The sequence below is a fragment of the Anaerolineales bacterium genome (assembly GCA_030583885.1).
In the GTDB taxonomy this organism is placed as follows: domain Bacteria; phylum Chloroflexota; class Anaerolineae; order Anaerolineales; family Villigracilaceae; genus Villigracilis.
This window is the reverse complement of record CP129480.1, coordinates 3,126,975-3,144,833: the sequence shown is the minus strand read 5'-3', so window position 1 is coordinate 3,144,833 and position 17,859 is coordinate 3,126,975. Positions and strand designations below refer to the sequence as shown.

At 51.5% G+C, this 17,859-nt stretch carries 21 protein-coding genes; 7 read left to right on the top strand and 14 right to left on the bottom strand.

Annotation, left to right across the window (positions count from 1 at the left end; translation table 11 throughout):
- Window positions 1–188: 188 nt before the first annotated feature.
- The 9 genes from QY332_15675 to QY332_15635 all read right to left on the bottom strand — a co-directional run bounded on the left by QY332_15675 (window position 189) and on the right by QY332_15635 (window position 8,469).
- On the bottom strand, window positions 189–1,637 hold the full coding sequence (locus QY332_15675; GenBank protein WKZ35053.1) for an LCP family protein: 1,449 nt from the start codon (window positions 1,635–1,637) through the stop codon (window positions 189–191).
- Complete coding sequence (locus QY332_15670; protein ID WKZ35052.1) at window positions 1,637–2,518, bottom strand: hypothetical protein; 882 nt, start codon at window positions 2,516–2,518, stop codon at window positions 1,637–1,639. The genes QY332_15675 and QY332_15670 overlap by 1 nt, the downstream gene beginning before the upstream one ends.
- Entirely contained in the window at window positions 2,515–3,645 is a 1,131-nt protein-coding gene (locus tag QY332_15665; protein ID WKZ35051.1) for a hypothetical protein, read from the bottom strand. The genes QY332_15670 and QY332_15665 overlap by 4 nt, the downstream gene beginning before the upstream one ends.
- Before the next feature lies 1 nt (window position 3,646).
- On the bottom strand, window positions 3,647–5,584 hold the full coding sequence (locus QY332_15660; GenBank protein WKZ35050.1) for a DnaA N-terminal domain-containing protein: 1,938 nt from the start codon (window positions 5,582–5,584) through the stop codon (window positions 3,647–3,649).
- Window positions 5,581–5,754 (bottom strand): hypothetical protein, encoded by a 174-nt coding sequence (locus QY332_15655; protein WKZ35049.1) that lies wholly within the window; start codon window positions 5,752–5,754, stop codon window positions 5,581–5,583. Before QY332_15655 ends, QY332_15660 begins: the two co-directional genes overlap by 4 nt.
- Before the next feature lie 38 nt (window positions 5,755–5,792).
- On the bottom strand, window positions 5,793–6,395 hold the full coding sequence (locus QY332_15650) for a hypothetical protein (protein ID WKZ35048.1): 603 nt from the start codon (window positions 6,393–6,395) through the stop codon (window positions 5,793–5,795).
- 9 nt (window positions 6,396–6,404) lie between these two features.
- Window positions 6,405–7,175 (bottom strand): ParA family protein, encoded by a 771-nt coding sequence (locus QY332_15645; GenBank protein WKZ35047.1) that lies wholly within the window; start codon window positions 7,173–7,175, stop codon window positions 6,405–6,407.
- A gap of 127 nt (window positions 7,176–7,302) precedes the next feature.
- Entirely contained in the window at window positions 7,303–7,518 is a 216-nt protein-coding gene (locus QY332_15640) for a hypothetical protein (GenBank protein WKZ35046.1), read from the bottom strand.
- A 282-nt stretch (window positions 7,519–7,800) separates the two neighbouring features.
- Entirely contained in the window at window positions 7,801–8,469 is a 669-nt protein-coding gene (locus QY332_15635) for a hypothetical protein (GenBank protein ID WKZ35045.1), read from the bottom strand.
- A gap of 248 nt (window positions 8,470–8,717) precedes the next feature.
- Here QY332_15635 and QY332_15630 point away from each other — a divergent pair, with 248 nt between their 5' ends.
- The 5 genes from QY332_15630 to QY332_15610 all read left to right on the top strand — a co-directional run bounded on the left by QY332_15630 (window position 8,718) and on the right by QY332_15610 (window position 13,178).
- A complete protein-coding gene (locus tag QY332_15630) occupies window positions 8,718–8,927 on the top strand; it encodes a hypothetical protein (protein ID WKZ35044.1) in 210 nt (69 codons plus the stop codon).
- A 68-nt stretch (window positions 8,928–8,995) separates the two neighbouring features.
- Window positions 8,996–9,208, top strand: a complete 213-nt coding sequence (locus tag QY332_15625) for a helix-turn-helix domain-containing protein (GenBank protein ID WKZ35043.1) — start codon at window positions 8,996–8,998, stop codon at window positions 9,206–9,208.
- Between the two features lie 243 nt (window positions 9,209–9,451).
- Window positions 9,452–9,715: a hypothetical protein gene (locus QY332_15620; protein WKZ35042.1), complete on the top strand. Its 264-nt coding sequence runs from the start codon at window positions 9,452–9,454 to the stop codon at window positions 9,713–9,715.
- Between the two features lie 79 nt (window positions 9,716–9,794).
- Entirely contained in the window at window positions 9,795–11,498 is a 1,704-nt protein-coding gene (locus QY332_15615; GenBank protein ID WKZ35041.1) for a recombinase family protein, read from the top strand.
- Between the two features lie 15 nt (window positions 11,499–11,513).
- Complete coding sequence (locus QY332_15610) at window positions 11,514–13,178, top strand: recombinase family protein (GenBank protein WKZ35040.1); 1,665 nt, start codon at window positions 11,514–11,516, stop codon at window positions 13,176–13,178.
- A 79-nt stretch (window positions 13,179–13,257) separates the two neighbouring features.
- Here QY332_15610 and QY332_15605 read toward each other — a convergent pair whose 3' ends face one another.
- The 5 genes from QY332_15605 to QY332_15585 are packed head-to-tail and all read right to left on the bottom strand — an operon-like array spanning window position 13,258 to window position 16,026.
- On the bottom strand, window positions 13,258–14,367 hold the full coding sequence (locus QY332_15605; protein ID WKZ35039.1) for a L,D-transpeptidase: 1,110 nt from the start codon (window positions 14,365–14,367) through the stop codon (window positions 13,258–13,260).
- Window positions 14,324–14,557 (bottom strand): DUF2933 domain-containing protein, encoded by a 234-nt coding sequence (locus QY332_15600; protein ID WKZ35038.1) that lies wholly within the window; start codon window positions 14,555–14,557, stop codon window positions 14,324–14,326. Before QY332_15600 ends, QY332_15605 begins: the two co-directional genes overlap by 44 nt.
- Before the next feature lie 12 nt (window positions 14,558–14,569).
- Entirely contained in the window at window positions 14,570–15,067 is a 498-nt protein-coding gene (locus QY332_15595; protein ID WKZ35037.1) for a ubiquinol-cytochrome c reductase iron-sulfur subunit, read from the bottom strand.
- Window positions 15,068–15,079: 12 nt separating this feature from the next.
- Complete coding sequence (locus QY332_15590) at window positions 15,080–15,556, bottom strand: hypothetical protein (protein WKZ35036.1); 477 nt, start codon at window positions 15,554–15,556, stop codon at window positions 15,080–15,082.
- Complete coding sequence (locus QY332_15585; protein ID WKZ35035.1) at window positions 15,556–16,026, bottom strand: hypothetical protein; 471 nt, start codon at window positions 16,024–16,026, stop codon at window positions 15,556–15,558. Before QY332_15585 ends, QY332_15590 begins: the two co-directional genes overlap by 1 nt.
- A 270-nt stretch (window positions 16,027–16,296) precedes the next feature.
- Between QY332_15585 and QY332_15580 the strand changes: the two genes are divergently transcribed.
- Together QY332_15580 and QY332_15575 are read left to right on the top strand one after the other, a co-directional pair.
- A complete protein-coding gene (locus QY332_15580) occupies window positions 16,297–16,503 on the top strand; it encodes a YHS domain-containing protein (GenBank protein WKZ35034.1) in 207 nt (68 codons plus the stop codon).
- Window positions 16,504–16,628: 125 nt separating this feature from the next.
- Window positions 16,629–17,738 carry a beta-propeller fold lactonase family protein gene (locus QY332_15575; GenBank protein ID WKZ35033.1) on the top strand — a complete coding sequence of 370 codons (1,110 nt, stop codon included), beginning with the start codon at window positions 16,629–16,631 and terminating at the stop codon, window positions 17,736–17,738.
- Window positions 17,739–17,859 lie beyond the last annotated feature (121 nt).

The following is a 17,859-nucleotide window of genomic DNA, read 5'->3' as shown; positions in this document are numbered from 1 at the left end:
ATCGGAGCGGACACAAATCAAGTATACAGCACATCCCCAAAACGTAGACACGGTTCAAGGTTTCTTTGTAAATGCCTCACCTTGAAAATAAGGCTGCCTGCTGCCAGGATTGGGAGGGCAGTCCGACCGTCCCGCGATCCAAATCGTTACCTGCAAAAGCGGGATAAAAATCTTTTTTGGTGGTTTTGCTAAAATCCTCCTGGCAGTTTATCCACCCAATCCTCCCCAATGCGAATCTCGATATCCACCGTGGAAGCCGGATCAGGCTGGATGATGATCTGTTGACTCCCCACCCCAAAGAGTTCCGTCAAATACCGCAGGGCATATAACTTTGAAGAGTAAAGAATTATTTTCGTGGTGTTGGATGCACCGGTCGGCGGACCATATTCCACTACCTGCATACCCTGCGCTGTCAGAAAAGACGCAGTGCGTTCCTCCAATCCGGCAGTATAGGTGTTATTGATAATCCTGACCTTCGCCTGATCAGATTGCATCAGTGTCACTGGATCACCTTGCGCCAATGGACTGAGCGGACCACCGGGGACAAAGATTTCATCCCTCAGGATGCGAATAAGATCCGGGACAGGACGCAAAACATTTGCCGGTATACCGTTGATGGTTGTATCGGCTGGGATCGCCATCGTGGTATCGATCACGCCTCTCTTGATGTCATCCACCCGAATGTCCTTTGCCAACACCGCCAGTTGGATCGCATTCTCCAACGACATGTTGGTGTGAATCCCAGAAGAAAATTCTGCATACAACTGTGGCGCCTGGGTAATCAATGTGGCAAAGGTTTCCGGTTCCAGCACCTTGTCGCGGATCGCGAGGATGACCTGTTGTTGGCGTTTGGCACGTCCCACATCCCCGCCTGAACAGCCTTGTGATTCATGCCGGCAGCGTGCATACGCCAGGGCGCGCGGTCCGGTCAGGTGGCGGTAATCTCCCGGCTTCAACACAAAATGATCTGGTCCCTCGCCGAGCGGATCAAGCACCATGCGTTCCTCGACATACACATCGATGCCGCCAATCAGATTGATGAACGAAACAAAGGTCCCAAAATCCACCTGCACATAATAATGAATCAGAACCCCGATGAACTGTGAAACGGTCTGCATTGCCAAGGCAGGTCCGCCGCCCGGCAATTTGGCATTCTCGCCAATTGCCCAGGCAGTGTTGATGCGACTGTATCCTGCGCTGGGAATGTTGACCCACATATCACGTGGGATGGACAACATGCCGGCAGTCTTTGTGACTGGATCCACGGTCAGAACCATGATCGTATCGGTGCAGGTCGGGCAACCTTCTCCTTGTCCATCGTCGCCGCGCAAGCCAAAGAAGGCGATGTTGATCCGACTGGCGCCGTCCCATTGAGGCAGCTCCATTTCCGGCGCGGATATTTCAATTGGAAGATCGTTTGCAGTTGCCGGATCGGGAGATGCCGGCAGATCGGAAGATGGTTGGTTTTGTAAAGCGCACTCTGCGGGTGGAACACCTGGTAGGGCAGTCAGGGTCCAGCAGAGGGTCAATTGGCGAACGCTGAAAAAAACAGTCAGCACTGCCAGTGTGACAAAGATCCAATAGGCAAGCGAACGCCAAAAGGGATGATAAATATTCGGAGTTCGTGAACCTGGCATTACATCAACCCCGACCCCATGAACGGCGCGATGATCGCCAGCACCAAACCCAACACCGCCATCACCCCAAACAAGCCGGCACGCTGGCGCACCAGAGCCGCGCGTTCTTCAGTTGATTCCACCACGGAACGGTGAACAGACCCTTGAAGTCCTTGCACACTGGACAAGACTGGACGGTTGTTGGCGAAGAAGTCATAGATGTCACGCAGGAATAGATTCGCTTCCACATCCTTCGGATCGGGCAGATGGGCGCGGGTGACATCAATGGCTTTGGTGAAGTCCTCCACCTCCATGCGCGCAACAAGCAATCCCAATAGATTACAGAACGGTCCACCCACGGTCGAAGCGCGGCGCAGGGCTTCCTGCACGCCCACGCCGGAAGAAAGTAATGAACTCAATACAGAGAGACCGATCAACATGTTATTGCGCAACGACTCGGCGCGTTTCTTTGCGAGTGTCTTCATCCGTACATACGGTCGCCGTAATCCAAGCAAGATGAAGATGCCAGCGATCACCGGCGCGGCAGCGATGATGTTCATGGCGGCTAAAGCGCCTGCCAGCATCCCGCCCACGAACAGGAAGGTCGAGAAGTCGCGGATCGCCACGGCAAAGAATTCACCGGGGGTGTCGTATGGATAGCCGGCACGTCTCAAGAGGCTGATCACATCCCCCATGTTCTTCGCCTGATCCGGATCGAAGCGTCCCGGCAGCACGGCCAGCAGCAATGCCTCCCAGGTTGAGCGTCTCTTGACTGGAGTCTGGGATTGAACGTTCATCAGGCGATTGCCGCCAAAGGTGCTGAAGGCGGATTGAAAGACGTTCAGCAGTTCAAATGCGAGCACGCTCAAACTAAGCGCGCCGAGAAAGGCAAAAAAAGTCATCGGGATTCTCCTTGTGGAATGTCGAGCCGGAAGTCTAATAATTTTTGCAAAGGGGTCTCGCCCGGCTGTCGCCCGCGAAACTTTTTGGTGTACAACCCACGGCGCAAGGCTTGCATATGCTGATCACTTCGCACGACCTGATGCGGGGGTCGCGGTTCGGCGGACGTCAAAGCGCCGCTACCGGTCTCCCACTGTTCTCCACCAAAGTCTGCCGGCCAGAGCGGATGGGCGTACATATCCCACCCCTTCGGCAAACGGTTGTTCTTCCTTGCGCGATGCCATCCCCAGAAGGCTTCGAAGCGTGGACCCCACAAGCCCCAAACCAGATCAAGTTGCAACGATGCATCCCGCAGAAGGTTTAAGGTTTCCGTGCAATGATGGCAAATCGGGATGGCGTTTTCGGGTCGTTGGTAGCGCCATAGAATTTCCACCGGTGCATTCGGAGCAGGGTTGAGGATCGGTCGCCACGAAGCGGGCTTGCCGCAGCGCATACAGGCTTTGGGAAACTCGTGCCGCCAGGGAATGCCGGCTACAGAGGCTGCCACGATCTCATCCAGATAAGGCTCCTCGGCTTTCAGGACGGAGTAGGATAACTTCACCGCGCCATCCGGCAGATTCCACGCCCGCGAAAAATCCAGGATGAACCCGGCCGAACTCACGATCTGCCCGCGTTCCCAGGCTTCGAACCGGCGCCGTTGGAGTTCGGGTTTGATCTGCCCGCGATGGGCTTCGCGAATGCGGCGGATGTCAGCGACAGCCTCCGCCAGCAATGCAAATAACAAACCGTCCATGCGCAGGCTGGGATCCATTGAGCCCAACTGAGGCAGGTCCGGCGCCACGGATAGCACCGTTTGGAGATATGGGCGATAGTCCACATTCGGACCGGTCTCGATCACGTACCGACAAACGGGCAATTTCACCCAGCGCCATTTGGTGATGACTTCATCGAAGACCACCTGTCCTTCCGCGCTGAGCGCAATGATCCGCATGGGCGGGCAGAAGAAGGTGTGGAAGGTCCGTCTCCCATCCGTGGGATAGATAAACGCCAGGACGGTATCGTTCAAAGACTCCATGAACATGGCGCCGGAGGCGCGTTGTTCGGAGGTGATCAGAAACTGTAATTGCATATTATTCACTGGCTCCTTCGCCAAAGAGGATTTCGCGCACAACGGGCAGCCTGGGGTTATTGGAACCCATTGCCTTCTTCCAGGCGTGCGCGAGTGGGTGTTCAATTTTCGTGGGCAGTTCATATGCCCGGGTGGGGGTGGAGTCGATCAAGGCCAGCAACTCTTCCGGTGGCAGGTCGGCAAATTGCCGGAAGACTCCGCGCGCTTCACGCAGAGGATGTTCGCGCAAGCGGCTGATGGCATAGCCCAAGGGATCGGAAAGATTCCCACTTTTCGGACTGGCGACATACAGCACCCACGAAACAAAGGCATGCACGGATGCCTGGACTTCGAGCAGCTCCTTCTGCACTTTGGGATGCACGTCATTTTGTGCAAGCAGGGTTTCGAGTTCCCAAAAATCAGGAGCGACCGCCTCCGCCGCATTTTCGCCGCAGGCGTGCTGGGTGGTGGAAGTGTTTTTCTTGTCAGTGTTTAAGGGGTGTTTAAAAGAGTTTAAATCACTCCCATTTGCGTCCACCATATGACTCCCATTTGCGTCTGCTAATGCTCCCATTTGCGTCCAGCTAATACTCCCATCTGCGTCTGCCATATGACTCCCATTTGCGTCCACCTTATTACTCCCATCTGCGTCCAGCGGTTCGTCCAGCAATACCCGAAAAGCACGTGGCATGGATTCCACGCGCAGGTCGGCGTAGGTCTTTGAATCCGGCAGATCGATTTCTTGCAGAAAGCGGGAAAGGTTACCTCCGCGTTGTTGCGAAGTCCAATGCAGATGGAGCCAGGCTTGTACGGTTTTGTAACGGTTGGAACCGATCAACTCCGCCATCTCCTGATATCCGCGCTTAAAGGTCACCACATCCCGCCGTTCGCCGGTACGCGCATTGATGAATGCCATATCGCGCGCGGCCGTGATCAACCAGGCTTGTGCGGGCGTCAGGTTGTACCGCTTGATGGTTTCTGTGATGAAGTAGTGGGGAATGTGAATGTCGCCCAGACAGTTGATGATCTTGCGATGCAGTTCCTGCGCCAGACGCTCGATTTCAGGTGAAAAGGTTTCACCTGTTTCCAGATGTACCATATCCATCACCGTGTTCATGGGCGCATGAGGCAGTTTCATATCCAGCGGAGTAAGCAGATCCATGACATCCTCCACGGCGAGCAGCTCCTGCAGAGCATTGGAGACTGAGTTATGTTTTTCGATCAATGCTTTCAACCGCAGATGAACCGCAATGGCGTCGGCGCGTGTCAGACGCGGAGTCATGAAGACCTGATAGCGGATCGGTGCGCGATGGGGACGTCCGTCGCGTCCACGCCGGAAACGGCGTGCATCCTGGGAATCGATACGCTGCACGAGTCCGGTCAGGTGTCCCTGAATGCCAGTGTGTTTCAATAGTCGCCAGAAGGCGCCGTTGCTCATTGTGCTGAAACGCTTCACCTCATGGCTGTGCAATGGTTTTCCGGATGGATGGTTTTGATCCTGCACCCGCCACGCCGCCTGATGAAATCCAACATACAACCAGACCGCCTTGGGTCCGATCTCCATTCCCAGTCGGCGCAGATAGCCCTTCACCACGACCTGCTTGTGCGGCTGGACGATGCGGTCGTAGTCCAGCCACTGCACAGGCTCGATGTTCAATTCCGGTTCGTCTGTTTCCTCCGCTTCGGTTTCCATCTCCGCCTCTGCCTGTGACTCATCGCCAACGACAAACTTCACAGAGACGGAACGATTCAGAATCCCAACCAGCAATCGCTGGACTGTGCTGGTCAGACGCGACTCCAGCCAGTCACGGGCATAGGCATTGCGCGTGGAAACAAGCAGTACATCGTTTTCCAATCCCAACGCAACCGTGCCCACCACCCAGGTTTCATACGAGGCGCGTGGCATGTCCAACTGCAATTGAGCCAGCACGGAACTCCAGCCTTGTTGAAGGTCTGTCATGCAACACCTCCTAGCAAAACAAGCCTGGGTCTCCCAGAACGTTCATGCAGGATTTCTTTCGCCTCAGCCCTTCCTGTGCGTTCGACGTAGGCGGCAGCGTAGGCGGATGTGTAGGCGGCGCGTGGACAGGGCGCAGGCGGCACGTTGTCCATGCCGCCTGCGTTTCTCATCCCATTCCATTGAAAAAGGTTTTTTTGATGGAACTTCATTATTTGCCTTTGTGCGCTAAAGTGAATGTGGTGGATTTCGGTTTGGGTTCAAGCACCAACAATCCGGTTTCATATGCTTTCAGACCAAAGCGCAGCAGGGCCGTGATCAATTCCCCGATGGGTACATGCAAGCCATCATCGGAGGCCAGCGCTGCCAGTTCCTGTTTGAGTTCAGGAGAGAAACCGCGCCAGGTGGTGATCACCCGCCACAGGGCTTCCGGTCGTTTATGTTTGGCAGTACGTTGAGGTCTGTTGATCGAATGTGCGGAGTCGCTTCGTGGGAAGAGGGTCATGCGCATGCGTTCCGGATTGGGACGTGGGTGGAGATCAAAATCACCGCGTTCATAGGAACGCAGTGCGTATTCGATCACCACACATGCGACCTCTCCTGCGGGGACTTGCAGATCATCGGCAATCGTCTTCACCTTCAACGCCAGCTTGGGATCGATGCCGCGATAGACCACCTTGCGGCTCTGTTGTTGTTTTTCCCATTGACGGTTGCGTTTGCGCGGTGCTGCCATGCGCAGGGAGTCGTAGAGACTGGGTGGTTGAGTTGGGGTCGGTGTATCAGTCTTTTCAAATGGGTCACGTCGTCCGGTCATATTCACCTCCTAAAATTTCAGCACGTGCTGGGTCAATGCTTGATATTCCTTGGTAGCCCGACACACAGGATCAAATTCCAAAATGGTTTTCCCCTCGGCGGCGCATTCCCGTAACAGCGTGGAGCGATGGATGGGCGGCAGAACGCTTGTATCAAACCGTTCCTTCAGGTTTTCCATCGTGGCTTTGCTCTCGCGGGTTTGTTCATCAAAGAAGGTCGGCAGGATGCCCAATAGATTTCCGCGCCAGTTTTTCTTTTCCTGAAGCACGCTCATCATGAGCAGCACCTTCGAGACGCCGTCGGCGGAAAGGAACTCGGTGGCAGTCGGCACGATCACGAGATCGGAGGCCCAGACCGCGCGTTCCTGGATGCCGCCGACACTGGGCGCGGTGTCAAAGAGGATGTAATGCAATCCATCTTTGAAAAAGCGTTGGATGGATTGGCGGATGGCAGAAATGGGTTTGTCCTGCGCGTTGAGCACGGTCTGGGCGGCCATCGTCTGCTGGTCGCCAGGCAACAGATACAAACCCTCCCTTCCAGAGAAGCGCACCCACGACTGCACAAAAGTGGTCTCCTGTGGTGTGCTTCCCATTGTGAGCAGGTAAAACGCGCCGGGTTCGGGGTTGCGTCCGAGGGCGGTGGCGGACTGCCCTTGTGGATCAAGGTCGATCAGCAGAACGCGCCTGCCTTTTTGGGTCAGGCCGTGAGCGAGGGATACGGCAGTCGTGGTCTTGCCGACCCCGCCTTTTTGATTGGCAATACAAATGACTTTGGTTGACATAAGATGGGTTTCCTTGAATGGAATATGGTTAGCGGAAAAATGCGACTACCAGCAGAAAAATGATCAGCCCCACTGCGATCGGGCCAAGGCAGGTGGCTACACCGGAAAGAATTCCTGCAAACATGATTTACCCTCCTTTCATTTCCGACTGAATTGTTTCATCCACAGGGTGGATGTCAGGTTGAGTTGGAATGAGTGTTTCGACCGGGATCATGCCCAGTTTTTGCAGTTCCCTGCGAATGATCAAGGCTGCCTGAGCCTTGGGAGCGCGGTATTCACGCTGCGCCAGATCGTTCAGCGCAGTCAGTTCGTAATCCCGCAGATGGATGATGACTTTCGCCATGTTCACCTCGTGTGAAAAAAATAAAGAGCCGTACAGTGACGGCTCTTTTATCAGGCGGGAGTCAAGGAATTACCCAGTTTGATTTATGGGAATTCTACGGAAATTCAAACGAGCAGATCATCAAGGATTGAATGGCGCGAATCGCCATAATGAAAAGTTGGAATGCTTCCTGAACATTGGAATCAAAAAAAGATCGGAAACGTACTTCCCCGTAATTTGTGCTGTTTCGGGTTGTGTTTTCCTTGCTGCTTCCTCCCTGGATTGTTCTTGCGATTACATGCCTTACGCGATTTCTTTTTCGTGCTCCTGTACACCGGTGGATCTTTTCGCCTTTGCCCGGCGGCGGATTTCATCCATCGCGCGTTGCCGCCAGACACTGTAGTAGGTTTGTTCGGAGACAATGGGGGAGCCGTCTGAATTCGTTCCCAGAAGCTCGGCGATCAATTCACCAAGGGTGAAGGCATCGCGGATCGGGTCGCGGTTTTCCCATTTCATGGCGATGGGGATCCAGCGCTCCAGGGGAAAGGTGGGTTTGCGACCGCGCCGGGCGGGCATGTTGAAGAGGTCGAAGGGTTCGATCATCTGTGGTTCAGGGGTGATGGTTTGGATTTGCACCACTTCCTTTTCCTTCAATTCATAGCCCCACAGATTCATGAACGCCTCGGTCCAGCTTCCTTTTTGCGGATGCTGGAAGATGGATTTCTTCAAACGGATCAACTGGTCGATCCAATGACCGAGACCAATTCCAGCCACGACCAATATCATCAACAGAACAACATGATACATGATGGCAACTTGTGCCACCGCTGCGCCCAATCCGCTTTCAAGACTGTGATAAGACCATGTGATTTGCAAAAACAATCCCACAAGGGCAATCTTAAGCAGGGCGAGCAAAATCATCTTTTTGGGTGAGCCATATTTTTTGGCTCTGATGAGAGACAAAAGTTTCATGGGGCGGAGATTTTACCTTAAGAAAATTCCACAAAGAAGGTAAAAATTAATTTCATTTTTGAAATTCGATAAATGGGACTTTATTTATATGAAATATGTGCTCCGATGGTTATTTCGCTTTTTGTTTTCAGACAGTGGATCTGAATTTTCATAATCAAATTATCAAACATACTGGACTCATACTTGACTCGCGCCATGTAAAAAGGGGCACATCATAAAAATGTCAAAAGAGAGTGACCACTGTGAGCATGGATTCAACAACTGATCAAATGGAAGCGAACCGCATCGCGTTGAGAAAGATGTTCAAGGCGATTGCCGAGTATGGCAGGGAAGTGCGATTACGCAGACAGGCAAATGGGGGAGCGTCCATCCAGGAACCACCGGACGGACAGGCAGCGGATCGTGAGAGCCGGCCGGCTCGGCGTAGGAAGCAACGCCGGAAGAAAGGTGTAGCTTGAAAAAATAATTCATAAATGGGCGTTTTCTGTATGGTTTGAAAGGTATAATCCCCGTTCGGAGCGCAAATATGACAGACGATGAATGGTTGACAATCGAGCAGGCATCCAAGCTAAGCGGTTATCATGCCGAATATTTGCGTATTATTGTCCGAGCGGGGAAGTTGACGGCTCACAAATTTGGTTCTGTGTGGGCGATCAGCAAAAAGTCATTGCTGTCTTATCTCAAGGCTGCCGAAAAGGCTGACGATAAGCGGCACGGTCCAAAAATAGTCAAAAAATAATCCCTCTTTGCCTGACCCGTTACTTGTCTTGCTTTAAATACATTTTACTAGTAAAATGTATTTTGCTCGAATAACGGGCGCGTAAAGTGCTGGAACACGATACACGCCCTGACCCAACCCACCGATATCAGCGGTAGGCGGGCTATTCGTATTATAGCCTCTGCATACGCCCTGGTGGGATTCCATCGGGGCGTTTTGCTTTCCGGCTGGGGGAGGTGGAACGCCCAAACAAGGAGACAACCTATGGATGTTCAATTTGCGGTTCGCGAGACCCCGACCCTTGCGCCTTTGGATCGGATCCTGGCATTGGAAAGCCTTTCTGCTTTTCGTCAGGAATGGGAGTCCGTGGCAGAGAATGGAAGCTTGATCGATGTCTCTGCCTCGGTTGGGCTGGTGCTTTTCGATTTCACCAGTCGGCTGGGTTTGACGCCGGAGGAGCAGGTGCAAGTCCTCGGCGATCAACTCTTCTTTGATGCGCTGCGGAAGGTGAACGGGAATTCCATCTGATGCAGACCTCTTTTGGGCTGAGCCAGCCCCGGCCCAAAAGAGGAAAACCTAATTTGATTTTGAGAAAAGGATTGAAACGATGGCAAAGAGAGCCGTGATCTACATTCGTACTTCATCTGAACAACAGGGTGAAAAGTGCAGTCCAAAAGAACAGGAAACGGATTGCCGCCTGTATGCAGAAAAACAGGGACTGATCGTTGTCAATGTGTATCGCGATATTGAGCGGTACCGAGTCAAGAAAAAGTGGGTGGAGCCTTCTGGTGTGCGCTATGACCGCCCCGGTTTGCTGGCAATGCTGCGGGATGCATCTGACGATCAGTTCGATGTCATCCTTGCCTGGCGGGAGGATCGTTTGTATCGGGGAATGCGTGCCATGCTTCTGGTGTTGGAGACGATCCAACAAAATAACCTCACCATCATGCTTGCCCAGGAGACCTTTGATCCTGCCACGGCTCCACTCAAAGCCTGGCTCGCACAGGTCGAACTTGAGAATATCAAGGAACGCATGACGATGGGGGTCAAGGCACGCCTCAAAGCCGGCAAAGCGAACTCCGGGCAGGATCGGTATGGCTATCGGCGGGTGGGGGCACGGATTGAAATTGTTCCCGAGGAAGCTGAATGGGTAAGGCAGATCTTTGCCTGGTATATCGAACGCGTTCCCTACAAGGTCATGCGCCAACGCTTGATCGCAGCAAATGCCCCACAGAAAGTCGCAACAAAACCGCGAAAGATTACCTGGGCTATCAGCAGTATTCTCGGCATCCTGCAAGGAGCGGAGGGATATGCAACCGGCAAAAAAGTCCAAACCCGTGAAGGGGACTCTTTTGAAATGGATGTCGAGCCGATACTCGATCCCCAAACATATCAAACATATTTGCAGTCCAAACCAAAGGCGCCGGTGCCGGCACCGAAAAGCATCAAGCAGTATGCCTTAATTCAAGGCTTGCTTTATTGCGCCTGTGAATATCGGTGGCAGCCTCGCAGTACCACCAGTCATTCACGAATGCAAAATGGAAATTGGCTGAAAAGGCGAACTGTCAATGGAGTCTATTATTGCCCATGCAATCATGAGGAAATCCGCTCCCCGGAATGTCCCCGTACCATCCCGCGCATCGATGCAGATCGCGAGGTTTGGAGGCAGGTTTGCAATGCCATAAACCACCCTGAAATTCTACTGGGTGGAGCCCGGGATTTGGTTGCTCAACTCATCAATGAAGCGGGTCACCAGGATGTAAATCGCGAGCGCATTCAAAAGGAATTGGAAAACCTCTTTTTGAATCGGCAATGGGTCATCACCCAGACTCGGATGGGCAATATTTCAGAGGCGGACATGGAACGTACGCTCAACGAATACTCCCAACAGGAGGTCGATCTTAAGAGCGAATTATCTGCGATGCAGAAAAGAATCGATGAACGGTTGTTGGTGGACTGGGAAGCCAAAGTGATGGGATTTCTTGCCGACTTGCAGGATGGCATCCAGGCATTGAGTGACCTGTCTGTGAGCGAAGAGGAATGGCTTAAATCGTTTGACCTGAAAAAACATATCGTTCAGTTGCTGGTGGAGAAGGTGACGATTGACATTAACCGACAGTTGACTGTGACCATCCATCTGGACCTGATGGAATTACTTGAAGAAAGTCAGAAGAATAGCGGTGATTCCGGTTCGTCCGGCTCATGGCCTGTCAGTGGTAGCCCTGGAAAATCGGATTCGCATCGCAAGCCGTCAATGTTTGCCGGTCGATCAAGATACATATCGATTAGCACGATTTGGAATAACCAATAAACTGAGGATAAAACAATGAATAACCGTGCGGTCATTTATGTTCGTACATCATCTGAGCATCAAGGAGAAAAATCAAGCCCGGCTGAGCAGGAAGCGGATTGCCGACAACTGGCGGCTGATAAGGGGCTGGTGATTGTCAATGTTTATCGTGATATTGAGAAGTATCGTGTTCGCACGAAATTAGTGGAACCCTCTGGTACACGATCTGATCGCCCTGGGCTGCTTGAAATGTTGAATGCAGCTGCCCGGGATGAGTTTGACATAATCCTCGCCTGGCGTGAAGATAGACTTTATCGAGGGATGCGTGCCATGCTACTTGTATTGGAAACGATTCAGGAACATAAGGTATCTGTCATGCTTGCGCGGGAAACGTTTGATCCCAAAATTGCTCCTTTGCGTGCTTGGGTGGCTCAAATGGAATTGGATGGCATGAAAGAGCGCATGACAATGGGCGTGAAAGCCCGCCTGAAATCGGGAAAGGCAAACACTGGACAGGATCGTTACGGTTATCAGCGTCATGACGGCCAAATTGTGCTGGTTGAAGAGGAGGCATATTGGGTTCGGAAGATTTTTGAATGGTATCTTGATGGCTGCCATCTCATGGAAATTCGAGACAGATTGATTGCTGGTGGCGCACCCCAAAAGGGGAGCAGTATTCCAAGAAGGATCCACTGGGCTCGATCCAGTATTCAGGCAATTCTTAAATCAGCCAAGGAATATGCTTATGGATTGAAAATTCAGTCCAGAAAAGGAGAGCTTTTTGAAATACCAGTCGATCCAATTATTGATATTGCAACTTATGATAGCTTTAGAGAAATGAGAGCAAGAAAAAAAACTTATCCTGCTCGTCGCGTACACCACGATTACCTGCTTGGAGGGGTTCTAAAATGTGAATGTGGCAATAAGTGGGGCGCGAGAACTCAAAAAACCAGAAAGAATCGAAAAGGTGTGCTGGTCGAGCGAAAAACATTCATGGGTATTTACTATTGTCGCCAGAATCACAAAGATCTTGTTTCACCCGATTGCCCAAGACATATTGGCGCTAAAAAGGCTGATGATGAAGCCTGGGAAAAGATTTGCCGCGCTCTCGACAAGCCTGAATACCTGCTTTCTCAAGCGATGGATTTGGTTGATCAACTTCGAGCCAATGCCTCAAATCTTCATGAAGAAAGGAACAGAATTGAAAAACAGCTTCAGAGGATCAATCATGACCGTCAATGGGTGATTACACAAGCAAGAGAAGGGAAATTTACAAATAATGACATGGAACAACAATTGGCAACTTTGACATTGCAGGAGATCAGTTACAAGCGCGACCTGGCTGCATTAGGTCAGACGATAAATATCAACGCGCTCAATAACTGGGAAGAAAAATTTGAGGAGTACTTGGCGGATTTACAGTCGGGCGTTGTGGAGTTAAAAGAAGCCGCTCCTCAACATGAAGAGGAGCGACATAGAGTGTTCTTGCTCAGAAAGAAGGTTATAGATACCTTGGTTGAGGAAGTAAAAATCAACAGAAACCGAGAACTAGATGTTGTAATTCGTTTAGATTTACTTAAGATCCTCGATCAAGATGCTGGTTTAGAGAACCTTAGCCCTGCGGCATATTCCAGGCGGGGCGAAACTTATACCCGTATACCAGATATGTACCCCGCCGGACTGATCCGATTGCGGTTGTGAGAGCATTTTGTCTTTCTGCAAGACATAATCTTAATGATAATGTTGCGCAGGTGTTCCTAAGATGTCGCTAAGTTGAAATTTAGAAATCCTGTTTTTCTACAATCACCCTCGTTCCTCCCGGCATTTCTACCGTTAAATCACCTGGGTCATACGGAATTACTGGCAGGCTCCAGCGAAAGATCCATTTTGCATCTTCCGGGCTGGCATTGACACATCCCCTTGAGGAAGGTTCGCCATAATTGTTATGCCAATAGGTGGAATGAATTGCCACACCGGAGCCGACAAACAAACTGACCCAACCAACAGCCGGCAGACTCCAGCCTGCTGATGCACTTCCTCCGCTCAATGGCAATGAGACCGCTTTGCGCCAGATTGGGAATTCACCCACCGGAGTCGCCCACGCATCCACGGGATTTCCCCAAGCGTCATACAATGCACCACTGGAAATACGCGCAAAATACACCTCATTCTTTCCTTCGAAGCACGATAAGGTTTGGTAATCAATGTTGACCACGATTCTTTTTTCTTCTGCTTCCGGGTTGATTGGAGCGATTTCCTCCATAGTCAGTGGACGAAACGCCTCTGCCGGACCCCAGAACAGGTCGCCCGACCCGAAGCGTTCATTTAACCGATACCAGACTCCACCATTTGCTTCAATACGGACCTGATCCACCCAGACCACCTGACTATAGATAAAGCGCGCCGGCAAACCGATAGATTCCCGATACTGGAGCCAGGGTGCTCGAGAAGGCGGGTTATCGAGAATCAAGTCCACATACGGGACTGTGACTTCAACCCACATACCGGAACCCAGACTTGTGTTTGGCAGGGTGGACACTGGCGAATTCGGCAGGTCGCGAACAGGTTGCAGGTTTCCTCCCCACATATAACCATACGGAGTCTCGACCCAGCGTTGATTGATCCTGCCGGGCATGGATCCAACCACCTCCCGAATCCAGGGGACGACCTGATCTTCATACAGAGCGCCAACGATCTGTTCGTTCCCATCAGGGCGTGCATGCACATCCACCTTGCCGACTGTAACACGCCCCAATAATTCCGACGGTTGCAATTCAGGGAATCCCTGCCAGACAAAAGGGCGAAAGGCAAGCGAGCCGATCCCCAAGGCGGTGATCTTTAGAAAATCACGGCGAGTGAGTGGTGGTCTTGTCTTGGATGGAATGGTCATGAGGCTGATCCAACTGGTTGTTGTGATTATGCATGTTGCCCATCATGAAGAAATGCGCCAGCGGGCAAAGCAATGCAAGACCCACATAGACGACTGTATTAACGGGGATTTTCAGGAGCAGGACGGCTGCCAAGCCCAAAATGGGAAGCAGGCAGCAAAGCAGCATAATCCAGATGTGACGTTTATTCATGTGAACCTTCCTTTATCCGTTCCGTTTTATAGGCGGAAGGGAAACCACGAGATTGCCGTTTTTTATTTCTGTAATAAATTCATCCAGCGGACGCGGCGGTGGACCGCTGACCACGTTACCGGTAATGTCAAAATGACCGTCATGGCAGGGACTGATGTAATGTCTTTCATCGGGATGCCAGGTAACACGGCAGCCAAGATGAGTACAAATGTCAGAGAATACCCTTACTTCACTTTCACTCTTACGCAGAACGAACAAGCCATAATTGGTCGCTGTCCGTTCCCATCCGTTGACCTTGGTGCGGGTAAATTCAAACCGGGTTGGAATGCCAATCGGATATTTTTCAGGCGAACCAAGATCGATGATGGAATCGTCTTCCGTTTTTTCAAGCGACGGCGAGAGAAGATAGAAAATGGAAGGAAGACCGATCCCGACGCCGATAAAGGTTCCGACGAACCCGGCAACCGATTTGATGAAGTCACGACGGCTGATATCTGTTTTGTGTCCCATTTTCTTCTCCTGCTATTTCAACTCCCAGTCAAATGTTCGGGTGGGTGCATCCACGTTGGTGATTGTGAGGGTGAGCTTTGTCGCTCCCTCCAGGATGGATTTGCCAGCCTGTGTCGCCGGGAAGATCAATTTCCCTTCCACATGATGCCCGCCACGTGGCGCGTCCCACAGGGTGGAGTTCACGCTTACACCCGTATCGGTCGTGAGCGTTGCGGTTGCGGCAAGATCCATGCTCAGGTCAATCGAATGGGTGGTTAAGACTATATTGAATTCAAGAGATTCACCAGTTTGGTCAAGGTTAAGAGGAGTGACTTCAAAGATGATCGCCCCTTGGTTATCCATGCGGGTGGCGGAAGCCAATTCAGGAGAGGTGGATTCGGTCGAAACAGTATCAACCTGCGGTTGGGAAGGAAGCGAGGGCAAAACTGCAGAGCAGGCTGTGATGGTAAGTATCAGAATCAGAAGAATGGGGATGATCAGTCGTTTCATTATGTCTCCAAAAGAACAGGTTGTAATTTTTGTCGTTCACGATAAAGTACGAAGAGCATGACGCCAATTCCGATCAGGTTCATAACGAGTCCGACCAGCATGAAGGGACGCTGATAGCGGGTCAGAAAACTTGCTGCCACACTCAACCCAAGGATGGGCAGGACATCAGTGACGTGATGGATGCAGCAAGCCACCATCGCGGTGGTAGATGTGCCTCCGCTCGCGCCGATCATCGAGCCGGCATGTGCTGTGGATGTAACCGGAATGAATAGGCGGAAGCGCAGGACGGAATAGAGCGCGGCTTGTACGCCGAAGCCGAGGATGATAGGGATGACATACCAGCGGTCACGGATGAATTGAGACGAGGCATACTCCCAACCCTGTGCCCACGTGAGGATGCCGATGTAGAAAGAAGCGATAAAGACGGAACCGAGTAAGAATGCCGCGAGGGGAATGAAAATTCGTTTCACCGTTAATTAATATCCTTTGGCATCATCATAGTCCCATCAGTGGCAGACGTCTTGCGCAATGTGGCTGAATCAGGCATAGGCACTATTGCCTATGCCTGATTCAATGAATCTTCATAACTTCTTTACATTTATCGGTTAGGATGTGCCGTCGAAAAGGAGTTCCTATGTGCGGCAGACAAATGCACAACGAAAAAACGATCATCATATTATGTCGGGAGAACACCTGAATGATATGAGGTGTCAACAATCAGCAAATGGAGACAAGAACCAATGAACAGTTTCAACATGCAACGATATTACCCAGCCGGGCAGGAATTTGAAATCGATCCTGTGTGTGAAATGAAAGTCGATCCAAAGAACCCACCCTTTCAGATCGTACACAAAGAGAGAACCTATTACTTTTGTTCCGAGGTCTGCAAGCATTTGTTTGAACGTATTCCCCATCAATATATTCGTATGGAAGAAGATAAGGAATGAAATCGAATCCGTGAGCAATTTGGACTAACAATGACGTATTAGGCAATAATGCGTATGTTCAATTTCCCGGTGGGTGCTGTATAAGTGCGGACTATATCCGAACCGACCAGAAGGAGTTGAACCCAATGAAAAAGTTTTCGATTTGGAAAATTGTGACCCTGCTAATGATCGCTGCTGTGATATTGAGCGCGTGTGGCACGCAGGCGGAACCAGAATTCACTGAACAACCTGACCAGACCCAATCGGATGTTGCAGGAATGGAGGGAACAGTATGGGTGGCAGATGAAGAAGGCAATAGTATTACCGTGATTGATGCGGCAACAAATCAAGTCCTGACCACGCTTACCGGCGTGGAAGGCGCTCACAACCTGCAGGTTTCGCCGGATGGTAAAACCGTCTGGGTTGTCAGTGGACATGACTCCCTGGCAATCATGATCGATGCTGCCACCTTTGAAGTTCATGGTGCCTTGCCGACCGGGATGATGCCCGCGCATATTGTGCTAACGCCCGATGGCAAAAAGGCTTATGCCACCAATGGCGGGGATAATACGGTCACCGTCATCGACACAAACACGTTGGGGGCGGTTGGCACGATCCCGGTCGGCGAGTATCCGCACGGTCTGCGCGTCAGCCCGGATGGGCGGTGGGTTTATGTCGCCAATGCCAAATCCACCACATTGAGTGTTATTGACGTCAAACAGGATGTAAAGGTGGCGGACATTGAAGTTGGAGAGCATCCGGTGCAGGTGGGTTTCTCGCCGGATGGGGCGCTGAATTATTTTTCCCTTAACAGTGAAAACGCACTTGGTAAGTTGGATGTTTCCACGCAGGAACTGCTTGGCAAAGTGGCGGTGGGAGTGGGACCTATTCAGGTTTTTGTTACCCCAGATAATCGATATGTCCTGGTCGCCAATCAGGGAACCGAGGAAAAACCCAGTACCACTGTTTCGATTGTCGATGTCGTCACCTTTCAAGTGGTCGCAACCGTTGAAACAGGTCAGGGAGCACACGGAGTCGTGATTGATCCCTCGAGTCGATATGCCTATGTATCGAACATTTATGAGGATACGGTGTCGGTGATCGATCTTGAGAGTCAACGTGTCATCGCCACCATTCCAACAGGTGATGCCCCCAATGGGATTAGCTTTTCGCCGCTCCCCGCACTAGCCAACGTCCCTTCGGAAATCCAACTTGAAATTCCGGAGGGTGGCACAATGAATATGCCCATGCCGTAAGGGTCTGAAGGTTGCAAACAGACAATTCCCCTGTCGATGCCAGTGACAGGGGAATTGTTATAGGCAATTTCGCCTACCAGGAAATACGCCACGCGGCTCTCCAATCCAAATGGGAACCTGC